Raw genomic sequence first — 13,661 nt, 5'->3', positions numbered from 1 at the left:
GACGTGGACACAACCCTCGTCAGCTCGCGTGGTTCTCCGCGAGCATCGCCAAGCGTTGCAGGCACTCGTTCAGACGCGGGGACATGACGGTCTCCTGGATCGTCGGCGGAATCCACCTGAGCGGCACGGTCTCCACGAACTCCTCCATGCCGATCAGGGAACCGTTTCCGTCCTTCTCCACGGTCATGCGAATGCGTGCGCGTCCGAAAGGCCAGCCCGCCGCCGACAATTCGAGGAGCCCGGCCTTCGACTCGACGGATGTCGTCTCGTCGTTCAGCAGAGCCGGCCACACCCCCACCGAGTGGTGGATCTTCGATCCCGCCTGCGGCCATGACTGATCGACATCGCGGATCCGGGAGGCACCCACCACCCACGATGCGTAGAGCCAACCGTTGGAGAGCACCGACCAGACCTGCGCCGGTGTTGCGCTCGTGTGGCGTTCGACTCGGTTCATGCTCGGGTCTCCGTTCAGTGGTTGTTGTCGGTCTTCGTCAGTCGACGGATGACGTTGCGGTCGAACACTCGTCGCGGCAATCCGCGAAGACCGTCCGAGCCGAGGGCGGCGCGTGCGGCGTTGTTGCCGCAAGCACCATGCACTCCGCCGCCCGGATGGGCCCCCGAGCCGGCCAGGTAGAGCCGATCCACCGGCGTCGACGCACCGCCGAGGTTCGGCGTCGGGCGGAAGATCAACTGCTGGAACAGTTGTGCCGTACCACCGTTGACCGTCCCGTGGACGAGACTGGCGTCGGCGGCCTGCAGGTCGTGCGGGGTCTGGACATGCCGTCCCACGATGAGGTCGGAGACACCGGGCGCGTGGGCTTCGAGCACGGCGTCCATCCTGCGGGCCAACAGCTGGGCCGCCTCGTCGTCGGTCACCCCGCGTGGTAGATGGCTGTACGACCATGCGCTTTCCGTGCCGGCGGGGGACCGACCCGGGTCGGCGGTGGTCATTTGTCCGAAGAGCAGAAACGGATGCTCCGGGACGCGACCGGTTTCGATGTCGGCGGTCCCGTAGGCGATGTTGCGCGCGTCGGCGCCGAGGTGGATCGTGCCGGCTCCGCTGAGATTGGTACTGCGCCACGGAATCTTCTCACTCAGCGCATAGTTCACCTTGACCACCGGGGTGTCCCAGGTGAAGGTCCGCAGGTCGTCGAGGACGCGCGCGGGCACGTCGTCGGCCGAGAGCAACTCGGTGTAGAGCGTGGGCGCTGCCACGTCGGCGAGGACGGCGCGCTTCGCCGGCCATCGGCGGCCGGTGCTGTCCACGACCCCGGTGGCCCGCCCGCCCTGGACGTCGATGTGTGTGACTCGCGTGTCGTAGACGACGGTCACCCCGGCGCTCTCGGCGCGGCGTCGAAGGGCCGCGGGCAGCGCGCTCGCCCCGCCCACGGGTACGGGATATCCGGTGTCCTGGCCGAGCATGGTCAGCAGATACCCCATCATTCCGCTGCCGGGTGCGTGGAGCGGGATGTCGGCGTGCAGGGAGTTGCCGATGATGAGCAGACCGGATTTCTCGCTGTGGAAGAGTTCCCGCACCATCTGATCGGCCGGCAGGATGAGGAACCGGGCCAGGCGCAGGGCGTCGGCCGTGCCGAGCGAGCGTAGGAGCGACAACAACGCGCGGACCGGGGGGAACGGACCGAACAGGATGTCGAGGATCGCCGGCCGGAGTTGTTCCCACTGCTCGACCAGGTCGAGCCAGGCGCGCCGGTCACGCTCGTCGAAGGTGGCCAGGTGCGCTGCGGTGTCCGCGGCGTCGGGGAAGACGACCGGCGCGTCGACGTCGTCGGGCCCGGCGGGGTGGCCGAAGGCGAGCGGGGCGCGGCTCCACTCCAGTCCGTGATCGGCGAGGTCGAGGTCCGCGAAGACCGGGGACGCGACCGCGAGTGGGTAGAAGGCGCTGAACAGATCCGTCACGTAACCGGGGGTGAGTTCCGCACTGCGAATCGCGCCGCCGACTTCGGGCTGTGCTTCGAGGAGCGTGACATCCCAGCCCGCATCGGCCAGGCGTATCGCGGCGATGAGGCCGTTGTGGCCGGCTCCGATGACAACTGCGTCCGACACGCTCACCGGTCGGCTCCTCTCGTCGGTGTCACCCTGGTCCGGGTCCGTTCGCCGTGCTCTTCCGTCCGGTGCGCGGGATACCCGCCGCCCCAGAGGGTAAACGCGAACGGCACACGAGGACGGTGAACCCGTGCGGCCCGTCGGCGCCTCGCGTGGCGATCATGGGCGATGTGTAGTGCCCCGGCACGGGGGTAGTCCGCCGGGGTGACGAACTCGTCTGGCCTCCGGTCACGCCTCTCGGACCTGCCGTTCCCGCCCGAACAACTGTGGCATCCGCAGGTCTCCGACCATCGGTTGCGCCGACGATGCGCCGGCCGGCCGGTGGTCGTCACCGGCGCCGGGGCGGGCATGGGCCGGGCGCTGGCGCGACGCCTGGCCCGCGCGGGCGTCGAGCTGTACCTGGTCGACGTCGACGTACCCGCTGCGCTGGAGACGGCGGGTCTGTGCGACTCCGGGGTTCGGGTGCAGGTCGACGAGGTCGATGTCTCCGACGCCGACGCGGTGGCCGCCCATGCCGACGCCGTCGTCGGCAGGTCCGGGGCACCCGCGATGGTGTTCAACAACGCCGGGATCACGATGGTGGCCGGGGTTCTCGAGGAGGATGACGACTACGCGCGGCGGATCATGTCCGTCAACCTGGGCGGTGTCGTGAACGGCACGGTGGCCTTCCTCCCGCACCTCGAGGCGGCCGGCAGCGGCTCCATCGTGAACACCTCGAGTGCGTTCGGGTTCCTCGGCTCGCCTGCGCAATCGGCGTACTCGGCGTCGAAGTTCGCCGCTCGAGGATACTCCGAGACCGTTCAGCAGCAGCTGCGGGCCGACGGCTCCGGGGTTCGGCTGCATGTGGTGCACCCCGGTGCCGTCCACACCGAGATCGCCACCCGCGCACGCTATGTGACACCAGGGGTGCGGGACTTCGTCACGCGCGGATTCAACCACCGCCTGCCCGGGACCAGGCCGGAGGCGGCGGCCGCGGCGATCCTGCACGGCGTACTGGCGGGTCGCGACCGCATCCCCGTCGGATTCGACGCGCGCGCAATCGATCTGGGAGTGCGCCTGCTGGCCGGCGCGGTACAGCGGCCGGTGGCGACGCTCACCCGGCCGGTCTTTCGGCGGATCCTGGGGGACGCCGCTCTCCGAGAGATCCGGCCCGGCGCCGTCGACGGGGCGTCGCGTTCGCGATGAACTCGGCGTGGCGACGTCAGTCGTTGTGCGAAGCCAGGTTTCGCGTCGCCGGACCTTCGAGGACCTCGCCGGTGTGACTGAACCGCGAACCATGCAGCGGGCAGTCCCAGGACTGCTCCGCGTCGTTCCACCGCAGCACCCCGTACAGATGCGTGCACAGCGGCGCCACCGACCGCGTCTGACCCTCCACCGTGCACCGTCCCTCGGGTGTGATGCCGGAGCGTCCGACGGTCCCGTCACCTTCCTTCGGCGCCGCGCCGGTCGGCTTCAGCAGCGAGAGATAGCCGCCTGCCAGATAGCCCGCAACCTGTGCGTTCGCCGACGCCGCCGAGATCAATGATCCCGGCCGGCTGATCTCGGTCGTTCGCCACGGACGCAGTGTCGCCGACCACGGGGGCTCGGTTCCGAGGATCCGTCCGGTCATGGCGAGTGCCGCGGCGACCCCGTTGGTGAGACCCCACTTGGCGAAACCGGTCGCCACCTGCGCCGAGTCGACGCCCGGGAGAATCGGTCCGACATAGGGCATCTCGTCGATGGTCGTGTAGTCCTGGGCCGACCACCGCGCGACCATCTGGGCGCTGGGGAAATGCTTCTGGGTCCAGCTCAGCATGTCCAGGACGTGCTGTCGTTCGGACTTCGTCCGGCCCACCTCGTGCCCGAATCCGCCGACCATCAGGAGCTCCCCGTCGTGACCGGGTCGCCGGACCGTCCGCAGGGAGACCGACGGGTTGTCCGAGCCCAGGTACATCTCCCGGGGGATCTCCCCGTCGACGGTGAACGCGGCGGCGTAGGAGCGTTGCGGGTGGACCCGCGCGAAGAAGCCGCCGCGGTCGAGGAAGGGTTGCCCGGTCGCGATGATCACCGAGTGGGCACGCACGTCACCTGCGTCGGTCGTCAGCACGTTCGGTGAGCCGTGGCGGAGTCCTTGCGCGCGAACGCCCTCGTAGAAGTGGCCGCCGTGCGCGCGGAGGTCGTCGGCGAGGGCGCGCAGGACGACCATCGGGTCGATCTGCGCCTGGCCGTCGAGGCGGATCGCGCTCCGGACGTCGAAGGGCAGCTCGGGGCAGTCCACATGCTCGACCGGCAGATCGTGGGCGCGGCACGCCTCGTACTCCTTCTCGACCGACTTCGCGCCGGACGCGGTGGCCGCGAACGTCAGCGCGGCCCGCTCGTCGACGGGAAGCCCGCGGTGCTCCAGGTAGTGCCGCAACCACGCCTGGGCTTCGCGATTGGCCTCGACGTAGTCCTGAACGGCCGCATGACCGTGGCGGCTCGCGATCGACGACAACCGGGTGCCCTGCAGCAGGGACAGTTTGCCGGTGGTGTGGCCGGTCGCCGCGGCACCCATGTGCCGTGCCTCGAGGACCGCGACCGACTGACCGGCGCGGGCCAGGAGGAGACCGGTGGTCAGGCCCGTGATCCCGCCGCCGACGACGATCTGGTCGAAGGTGTCGACGACGTCGATCGGCATCGTCTCCGGACGGACATCGGGCAGGTAGTCGGGGGCTGCCTCGCCGGCGGGGTCGAACCAGAGGGTTTTCATGGTGTCCGGGTTTGCCTCGGGAGGAGGTGATGAAACATCGCGGCCGGGGTAAGGTTTTCGACTGGGAATCGAAAACGTCTGCGCGGTGTTGCCCCGGAGACGCGCGGTGTCGGACGCCGCGGCGAGAGGCGGTTGACATGAGCGGGTTCACACGGGAGCCGGTCGGGACCGATCAGACGGTCCACGCCGACCTGGTGGTGGTGGGTGCCGGTATCGCAGGTCTCACCGCCGCGCTGTGGGCTGCGCAGGACGGCCTGCGGGTCGTCGTGCTCAACAAGGGGCCGCGATGGGACGCCGCGAGCCGGGAGCAGCCGACCTCCACGTTCTACGCCCAGGGCGGTGTCGCAGTGGTGATCCCCGGGGCGGCGGGCCCGGAGGCCGCCGACTCGGTGGACCGCCATCTCGCCGACACGGTCGCCGCCGGCGGCGGACTCACCGACCCGACGGCGTCGGGACCCATCCTCGCCGACGGGTGGGAGTCGGTGTCGGCGCTGATCGGCTGGGGTGCCGAATTCGACCGGGACTTGGACGGTTCACTGCTGCGGACCCGCGAAGGCGGTCACACCCGACGGCGCATCATCCACGCCGGGGGCGATGCAACCGGTGCCGCGATCCAGCGGGCCCTGCACGAGGCCGTCCGGCACTCCGGCCGCATCGGCGGGGGCGTCTCGCCGATCCGCTTCCTCGACGACACGATCGCCACCGCGGTCCACGTCGACGACGGGCGTGCCGTCGGCGTCGCGTGTCTGCGGTCGGGGCGTGCCGCGTCCGTGCTGGCCCCGACCGTGTTGCTCGCGACCGGGGGAACCGGGCACCTCTACGCCGCCACCACGAATCCGGCAGGTTCGACGGGTGACGGCATCGCCCTGGCGTTGCGCGCCGGGGCAGAGGTGGCCGACCTCGAGTTCATCCAGTTCCACCCGACGATGCTCTACACCGACGGCGCGCGGGGTCGCCGGACGCTCATCAGCGAGGCAGTGCGCGGAGAGGGCGGCCGACTCGTCGACGTCGAGGGCCGGTCGGTCACCGAGGGTGTCCACCCGATGGGCGATCTCGCGCCCCGCGACGTGGTGGCCGACGCCGTGCAGACCGCGATCGAACTCACCGGGCACCCGTGCGTCTATCTCGACACGAGCGGCGTCGTCGACTTCGAGGACCGCTTCCCGACGGTGACCGCCGGAGTGCGTGCGGCCGGGCTGGATCCCGCATCCGGCCGTATCCCGGTCGTGCCGGGAGCCCACTATCTGTGCGGGGGCGTCGTCACCGACGAGTCGGCCCGCACCGCGGTGGACGGACTGCTCGCGGCCGGCGAGGTCGCGCGCACCGGGTTGCACGGCGCCAACCGCCTGGCGTCGAACAGCCTCCTCGAGGGCCTGGTGATGGGCCGACGCGCAGCCGCGGTGGCGGTCACCCGGCGTGGGCTCCCGCTTCCGCAGGCCGGTCGCCGGCGGGCCGAGCAGCCTGTCCCCATCCTGGATCGGGACGTGCTGCAGGACGTGATGACGCGGGAGGTGGCACTGCGACGGTCCGCCTCGGGGCTCGACGCGGCCGCCGACGCGATCGCCGCCGCGCCCCGTCGGCCGGCGCAGTCGGTACGCGATGTCGAGGACGCGGCGCTCACGCTCACCGCGGCGGCAGTCGTCGCCGCGGCGGCCGCGCGCACCGAGTCGCGAGGCGCGCACGTCCGCACGGATCACCCGCTGACCGCCGACGTGGCGGAGTCGCGGGCGTTCCGCGTCGTCGACGGCGAACTGCGCGAGGCCCGCCCCGCGGTTGCGACCGGTTGACGCGACCGGTTCGTCGTGACCGGTGAAGTCGATGCGGGCGGGGTGCCGTCGGCGTTAGATTGGCGACGATGACCCAGATCTCAGCAGACGGTTCGGGGTGCGATGGCAGCCCCGATCACGACGACCCGGCCATCGCGACGCCCGAACGGATCACCCTGGGCCTCGGACACGTCACGCTGCATGCGCTGGCCTGGGGCCCCGCGGCCGGGCCGGTCGTCGTCTGTCTGCACGGGTTCCCCGACTCGGCATGGACGTGGCGGCATCTCGGTCCCGAACTCGCCGCCGCCGGACATCGGGTGATCGCTCCCTTCACCCGTGGCTACGCTCCGTCGGAAATACCGTCGGACAACGACTTTCACGTGGCCGCGCTCGCCTACGACGCGGTCGCGGTTCATCGCGCCGCGGGTGCGGGTGCCGACGCGGTGTTGATCGGGCACGACTGGGGCGCGATGACGGCGAACGCCGTGGCACATCGCGCCGACAATCCGTTCGTGGCGGTGGTCTCGATGTCGGTGCCGCCGGTCCCGGCGGTGCGACGCTCGCTCGCCGGAGGGATCGACGGAGCCAAGACCCTCGCCCGTCAGGCGTTGATGAGCTGGTACATCGCCTTCAACCAGGTGCCGTGGTTACCCGAACGGGTGCTCCACCGGCTGATCCCGCTGCTGTGGCGCCGCTGGCGACTGAACTCGGGCGCCGGCGCGCGGCCCGACCACCGACTCGACGTCGACCTCGCTCTGGCGGCGCTGCCCACTCGTGCTCACCGGACGGCGGCGCTCGGGTACTACCGCGCGCTCCGCAGGCCGCGGACTCATCCTCGCTACGCTGCGATGCGGGACGACTGGCTGGGCGAACCGCGTTGTCCCACGCTGTATCTGCACGGAGCCGACGATGGTTGTATGCAGTCGCGCCTCACCGACCACGTCCGAGAGGTGCTGCCGCCCGGCAGCGCGGCCGCGGTAGTCGCCGGAGCGGGCCATTTTCTGCACCTCGACCGGCCGGATGAGGTGCACGGGAGGATCCTGGCGTTCGTCAGTTCAGACGCGCGGGGCCAAGAGGGTGGCACCGGACCGGCCCGCTTCGTAGACTGACCCGCGGGATCTTCACCACAGAGTGGCCACGGGGGGCCGGCCACCGCGGAAATGCATGCCGGGGGGCTTGCTACCGGGCGGCACGAAGCCGACGGGCACGAGAAGACGACCGTGCGCGCCACAGTGGTGTGGTCGTGCGAAGATCTCGCGGCGATGCAAGGCATGAAGGGGAGTCCGTATGAACGGCGAGGGCTGTTGGTCGACGGTGGTGTGCCGGCCGGCCGAACGCGCGGCGCTGGGACTGTCGGGTGACTCCGATTGGTTGCTGCAGTGCCGGCTGGCGATCGGTCACCGAGGTAATCACGCCACCGATGCGAGCACGCATCCGCGGCATGACCGGCGGCTGTGGCTCGAATGGAACGACTTCGACGACCGCGCGCAGTCCCTCATCGAACGCAACCCGTGCCCGGTGCCGTCCCCGGAGGGCGCGGGCTGCGTGTTCTTCGCCGGGCACGGCGGCCCGCACTTCTATGCGCGCAGCAACGGGCACGCTCCGTCGGTGATGAGCGGCGCGGGCGCACCCGATCCCCGGACCGTTGCGCCTGATCGCGGCGTCGACCCGCTGCGTCAGTCCCCGCCGCAAGCGGGTTCGTCACGGATGGGGTCGCACCGCCTGCCCGACTCTCACCCGGCCGCGTCGCTCGCCGCGCAGCCCTCGGCGTCCGACGACCCGGAACCGAACACGTCGTATCGCGGTGGACGGCGCTCGACCAACGTCGAGCCGCAGGTGGTCGACGACTATCAGGGTCGTCGTCACCGGGCCGACGGGTATGACGTCGCTTACTCACCGGACCCGGTGGACCCTGTCGACGGACCCGGCCGCGGCGGCCCGGTTGTCGGCGGTCCGGGATCCCGGCCGGCCGCCGTCACACCGGGGAACCTCCCGGCCGTGTCCGGGCCCGACCACGGTGCACCGGGTTTCGACGCCGCACGAGTGGCGGCCATCGGAGCCGCACTCGACGAGGTGGCCGGCGCGCTGGCCAAGTTGGCTGCCGCGCTGCGGACGTAGTTTGCTCCCTCCGGTTCGCTGAGCCCTTCGTGGCTCGCTGCGCTCGCACCTCAGGGAGCACGAGGATCGCTGCGCTCGCACCTCAGGGAGCACGAGGATCGCTGCGCTCGCACCTCAGGGAGCACAAGGATCGCTGCGCTCGCACCTCAGGGAGCACAAAGCTCGCACCTCAGGGAGCACAAGGCTCGCTGAGCTCGCCGATACGGTAGGGGGGTACCGTTATCGGCGCCACGGTGGTATACCTGGTCGAGCATACCCTTGAGGGGTATCCGGACGGGAGAATCATGGACGAGCACCAGCACGGTTACATCGGCCGGAAGGACGACTACCTCCGCCGACTCAAGCGCATCGAAGGTCAGGCACGCGGACTGCAGCGCATGGTCGAGGAAGACACCTACTGCATCGACATCCTCACGCAGGTGTCGGCGATGACCAAGGCGCTGCAGGCGGTGAGCCTCGGTCTGCTGGAGGAGCACATGGCCCACTGCGTGGTGCATGCCGCGCAGGAGAGCGACGAGGCCGGCAAGGCCAAGGTCGACGAGGCCATGGCCGCGATCACGCGCCTGGTCAAGTCCTGACCCACCACTCACACACTTCGACGATCCGAGGAGCACGCGCATGAGCACCACCAGCACTTACACCGTCACCGGCATGACCTGCGGCCACTGCGCAGCGTCGGTCCGTGAGGAGATCGAGGCCCTGCCCGGCGTGACGAGCGTCGAGGTGACCGTCGACGACGGCTCGGTGCGCGTGTCGGCCGATCGTGAACTCGGCCGAGACGAGGTCGCGACGGCCGTCACCGAAGCCGGCTACGTGCTGGTCTGACCATGAGATCCGCCGCCACCGGGCCCCTGGCCTACGTCGTCGCGCTGATCGCGGTCTTCGCTCTCGCGTTCGGCGTCGGCCGCGCATGGGGTCCCGACGTCGAGCCGGTGACGCACGATGCCCCCTCGCATGGCGTCGTGGTCACCGACGAACCGTCATCGAACCCACACGGAGGTGATCACCCATGACCGCGAGCACCGGGCAACTGGTCGACCTGGACATCTCCGGAATGACGTGCGCATCCTGCGCCAACCGCATCGAGCGCAAGCTCAACAAGCTCGACGGTGTGACCGCGTCGGTGAACTACGCGACCGAACGCGCCCACGTCGAGGTGCCTGCGGGTCTGACGGCAGGCGACCTGGTCGAGGTGGTCCGCGCCGCGGGTTACGACGCGTCGCCGATCGTGGCGGACGCGCCTGCGTCCACCGCCGACACGGACACGGCGGACGCCGACTCCCGCGACCCCGAACTGGAGGGCTTGCGCCGGCGGTTGATCGTGTCCGCGATCCTCTCGGTGCCGGTGATCGCTCTCGCGATGGTCCCGGCACTCCAGTTCACCTACTGGCAGTGGCTGTCCCTGACGCTCGCCGCTCCGGTCGTCGTGTGGGGTGCGTACCCGTTCCACCGGGCGGCCTGGATCAACCTGCGTCATGGTGCGACGACGATGGACACCCTGGTCTCCGTCGGGACCCTGGCGGCGTTCGGATGGTCGCTCTACGCGCTGTTCCTGGGGACTGCGGGCACTCCCGGCCTCACCCACGGCTTCGACCTGCTGCCGCAGCGGACCGACGGCTCATCGCACATCTACCTCGAGGCCGCGGCCGGCGTGACGACCTTCTTGCTCGCGGGCCGCTACTTCGAGAAGCGCGCCAAGCGCCGTGCGGGGGACGCGCTCGCCGCCCTGATGGATCTCGGTGCCAAGGACGTCGTGGTTCGACGTCCCGATGGTGCCGAGTCCCGGATACCCATCGGACAGTTGACAGTCGGGGACGAGTTCGTCGTCCGGCCCGGCGAGAAGATCGCCACCGACGGCGTGGTCGTCGAGGGCGCGTCGGCGGTCGACGCGTCGATGGTGTCGGGCGAGTCGGTGCCCGTCGAGGTCACCACCGGCGACGCGGTGGTCGGCGCGACGGTCAACACCAGCGGACTCCTCGTCGTCCGGGCGACCGCCGTCGGTTCCGACACTGCGCTCGCCCAGATGGCGCGCATGGTCACCGCGGCGCAGGAGGGCAAGGCCGACGTCCAGCGACTGGCCGACCGGATCTCGTCGGTGTTCGTACCGATCGTGATCGCGATATCGCTTGCCACCCTCGGCTTCTGGCTCGGCGTGGCGTCGACGACCGACTTCGCCGGTGGCGATGTGACCTTCGCGTTCACCGCCGCCGTTGCCGTCCTCATCATCGCGTGCCCGTGTGCGCTGGGGCTCGCCACACCGACTGCTCTGATGGTCGGCACCGGGCGCGGTGCGCAACTCGGGATTCTGCTGAAGGGACCCGAAGTGCTGGAGTCGACGCGACGTGTCGACACCATCGTGCTGGACAAGACGGGCACCGTCACCACCGGCGAGATGACGTTCGCCGCAATCACCGTCGTCGACGGTTACGAGACCGAGCAGGTCCTGGGCTGGGCGGCATCGGTGGAGTCGGGATCGGAACACCCGATCGCGGCGGCCATCGTCGATGCCGGGCGTGACCACATCGACTCGCGGGTCCGCGATTTCGTCTCCACGCAGGGCGCGGGCGTCGCCGGGATCGTCGGTGACCGACTGGTGACCGTCGTGTCGCCGAGCAAGGTGGGCGTGGCGTTGCCAACTGCACTCGACGACGCGGTCGCAGCCGCCGAATCCGACGGCGCGACCGCGGTCGTCGTGCTGGTCGCCGAGTCCGACGCCGAAGATGCTGCCGGACAACCGGTTCCCGTGGGAGTTCTCGTGGTGGCCGATCGGGTCAAACCGTCGTCGGCCGCGGCGATCGCCGAGTTCCGGCGGCTGGGGCTGACGCCGAAGCTGCTCACCGGCGACAACGAGGGCGCCGCCCGCGCCGTGGCGTCGATCGTCGGGATCGACGACGTCACCGCCGGCGTCAGCCCGCGCCGCAAGCTGGAGGTGATCGCCGAACTGCAGGAGCAGGGACACGTGGTGGCGATGGTCGGCGACGGGATCAACGACGCCGCGGCACTCGCGCAGGCCGATCTGGGCCTCGCGATGGGCACCGGCACCGATGTCGCGATGGCCGCCAGTGACCTGACGGTCGTGAGCGGCGACCTGCGCGCGGTGGCCGACGCCATCGCCCTGGCGCGTCGAACCCTCGGCACCATCAAGGGAAACCTGTTCTGGGCGTTCGGGTACAACGTCGCGGCCATTCCGCTGGCCGCCGCCGGGCTGCTGAACCCGATGATCGCCGGCGCGGCGATGGCGCTCTCGTCGGTCTTCGTCGTCGGCAACAGCCTGCGTCTGCGCGGGTTCACACCGAAACGCTGAGCGGAATCCGCCCTCCTCGGCGCCACCGACGACTCCCTCCGTCGTCCGTGGGTTGCCGGAGGGCGGTTGTCGGCCCGTTACGTCACGCGCTCGTGGTCACCCGTGCCGCCGCATGGCGCCCGGCGCGTCGGCCGAAATACGACCCCTCGCCTAATTGCGTTCCACTGCAATAGCCCTTGCAGTCCTGGGCGATGTTGGTCGCACTCGCGCCGGCCGCGTAGAGGCCGGTGATGACGGTGCCCGATTCGTCGAGTACCTCGCCGTCCAACGACGTCGCCATGCCGCCCATGGTGAAGCCGGCGTACATCGCCTTGCCGAGGGACAGATCGTAGGCGGCCCACGGCCCGGTGTCCTGTGGCTCGAGGAATTCGGCGGCCTTGTGGAAGTCGGGGTCTTCCTTCTTTGCGGCGTTCTCGTTGTAGCGGGCCATGGTCGCCTGCAGCTTGCCCTCGGGGATGCCGAGGTCTCGCTCCATCTCCTCGATGGTCTCCCAGCCGTCGATGAGCGGCACCAGATAGTTCTGCTTCTCGTTCATGTGCGACTCGTTCACGATGAGGTAGGCCACCGAATCGGGTTGCTCGAGAACGAATCCCGATGTCCGCGCGTGGTAGGAGTCCTCGGTCACGAACCGCTCGCCGTACTTGTTGACGATGACGCCCATGACCATGCTCGCGGGTGGGTAGATGGGCGCGGTGATGAACGCCTTGTCCATGTACTTCAGTGCGGCGCCCACGGATCGGCCCATGCGCAGGCCGTGGCCGTCGTCGTAGGTGTTGCCGAGCACGAACGGCTTCTCGGCGAGATGAGGGGTGTGTTCGGCCACCATGTCGGGATTCATCACGAAGCCGCCGGCGGCGATGATCACCGAGTCCGCGCGGATGACACCTTCGGCGTCGGGCGTCTTCCACGTCACGCCGACGACCGCACCCTGCTCGTCGACGACCAGCTGGCGGGCACCGGTCTCATACCGGACCTCGGCACCCAACTCGTCGAGGCGGGTGACGAGCAGATCGATGACCAGCTTCGCGCCTCCGGTCTCCCCGGGTACCGGTACCTTGTGCCCGCGCGGTGCCGGAACGGCCTGGTCCTTGAACGGCCAGACCTTCTCGTTGCCGGTGAACATCAATCCCTCGGTGCCCGGCTGGATCACGGCCTTCTCCGGATAGAAGCTGCGCTCGAAGGTGAAGCCGAGTCCTTCGAGCCAGTTGAAGTGGTCGACGCTGTCGACGCAGTAGGCGTGGATCTTGTCGGCTTCGGGATCGATCGACACCGCGGTGAGGTACTTCTCCATCTCTTCGACGGAGTCCTCTTGGCCGGTGGCCTTCTGTACTGCGGTGCCGCCGCCGAGGTAGAAGAACCCGCCGGACAGCGATGTGGTGCCGCCCGGAGCCGCGGCGCGCTCGAGCAGGAGCACCCGCGCCCCGTTCGCGGCGGCCTCCGCCGCGGCGCATCCGCCGGCGATGCCGAACCCGATCACGACGACGTCGACCTCGTCGGAGAACTCGCTCACCGAATCGAGTGCGACGGTCTCCGGGATCTCGGTGCTGGTAGCCATGCCGCTCAGATTAGCCGACAAACTAGAACCTGTTCTAGTCTTGGTAACGATTGATGGTGCGGACAGATCGCCGGGTCACCGGCGGGTCTCGGAACGGGCGGCCCACGGCGTTTTCACAGGTTCATC

At 69.7% G+C, this 13,661-nt stretch carries 12 protein-coding genes; 8 read left to right on the top strand and 4 right to left on the bottom strand.

What is annotated here, in order from left to right:
- Positions 1-19 precede the first annotated feature (19 nt).
- Both MHN80_RS14230 and MHN80_RS14225 read right to left on the bottom strand, forming a co-directional pair.
- Complete coding sequence (locus tag MHN80_RS14230) at positions 20-454, bottom strand: SRPBCC family protein (protein ID WP_064570526.1); 435 nt, start codon at positions 452-454, stop codon at positions 20-22.
- A gap of 14 nt (positions 455-468) precedes the next feature.
- Positions 469-2,070, bottom strand: a complete 1,602-nt coding sequence (locus tag MHN80_RS14225; protein ID WP_239402377.1) for an NAD(P)/FAD-dependent oxidoreductase — start codon at positions 2,068-2,070, stop codon at positions 469-471.
- A gap of 342 nt (positions 2,071-2,412) precedes the next feature.
- On the opposite strand from MHN80_RS14225, the gene MHN80_RS14220 reads away from it, so the two are divergent.
- The gene (locus tag MHN80_RS14220) at positions 2,413-3,249 is read left to right on the top strand and encodes an SDR family NAD(P)-dependent oxidoreductase (protein ID WP_239402478.1); all 837 of its coding nucleotides are present in this window, start codon (positions 2,413-2,415) and stop codon (positions 3,247-3,249) included.
- Between the two features lie 16 nt (positions 3,250-3,265).
- On the opposite strand, the gene MHN80_RS14215 is transcribed toward MHN80_RS14220, so the two are convergent.
- On the bottom strand, positions 3,266-4,792 hold the full coding sequence (locus MHN80_RS14215) for an FAD-dependent oxidoreductase (RefSeq protein WP_239402376.1): 1,527 nt from the start codon (positions 4,790-4,792) through the stop codon (positions 3,266-3,268).
- Between the two features lie 137 nt (positions 4,793-4,929).
- Here MHN80_RS14215 and nadB point away from each other — a divergent pair, with 137 nt between their 5' ends.
- The 7 genes from nadB (at position 4,930) to MHN80_RS14180 (ending at position 11,980) form a co-directional block, all read left to right on the top strand.
- Complete coding sequence (gene nadB, locus MHN80_RS14210; RefSeq protein ID WP_239402375.1) at positions 4,930-6,579, top strand: L-aspartate oxidase; 1,650 nt, start codon at positions 4,930-4,932, stop codon at positions 6,577-6,579.
- Positions 6,580-6,647: 68 nt separating this feature from the next.
- Positions 6,648-7,667 (top strand): alpha/beta hydrolase, encoded by a 1,020-nt coding sequence (locus MHN80_RS14205; protein ID WP_239402374.1) that lies wholly within the window; start codon positions 6,648-6,650, stop codon positions 7,665-7,667.
- Positions 7,668-7,845: 178 nt separating this feature from the next.
- Positions 7,846-8,676, top strand: coding sequence for a hypothetical protein (locus MHN80_RS14200; RefSeq protein ID WP_239402373.1), 831 nt, complete (start codon positions 7,846-7,848; stop codon positions 8,674-8,676).
- A gap of 284 nt (positions 8,677-8,960) precedes the next feature.
- Complete coding sequence (locus MHN80_RS14195; protein ID WP_004020389.1) at positions 8,961-9,254, top strand: metal-sensitive transcriptional regulator; 294 nt, start codon at positions 8,961-8,963, stop codon at positions 9,252-9,254.
- A gap of 40 nt (positions 9,255-9,294) precedes the next feature.
- Positions 9,295-9,501, top strand: a complete 207-nt coding sequence (locus tag MHN80_RS14190; protein WP_004020388.1) for a heavy-metal-associated domain-containing protein — start codon at positions 9,295-9,297, stop codon at positions 9,499-9,501.
- Positions 9,502-9,503: 2 nt separating this feature from the next.
- Positions 9,504-9,689 (top strand): hypothetical protein, encoded by a 186-nt coding sequence (locus tag MHN80_RS14185; protein ID WP_101820011.1) that lies wholly within the window; start codon positions 9,504-9,506, stop codon positions 9,687-9,689.
- On the top strand, positions 9,686-11,980 hold the full coding sequence (locus MHN80_RS14180; protein WP_239402372.1) for a cation-translocating P-type ATPase: 2,295 nt from the start codon (positions 9,686-9,688) through the stop codon (positions 11,978-11,980). The genes MHN80_RS14185 and MHN80_RS14180 overlap by 4 nt, the downstream gene beginning before the upstream one ends.
- A gap of 82 nt (positions 11,981-12,062) precedes the next feature.
- Here the strand turns inward: MHN80_RS14180 and MHN80_RS14175 are convergent, their stop codons facing one another.
- The gene (locus MHN80_RS14175) at positions 12,063-13,535 is read right to left on the bottom strand and encodes an FAD-binding protein (RefSeq protein WP_239402371.1); all 1,473 of its coding nucleotides are present in this window, start codon (positions 13,533-13,535) and stop codon (positions 12,063-12,065) included.
- Positions 13,536-13,661 lie beyond the last annotated feature (126 nt).

The sequence above is a fragment of the Gordonia sp. McavH-238-E genome (genome assembly GCF_022348225.1).
In the GTDB taxonomy this organism is placed as follows: domain Bacteria; phylum Actinomycetota; class Actinomycetes; order Mycobacteriales; family Mycobacteriaceae; genus Gordonia; species Gordonia terrae.
Note: the sequence above shows the minus strand (reverse complement) of the source record. Positions and strands in the feature narration are given on the sequence as shown.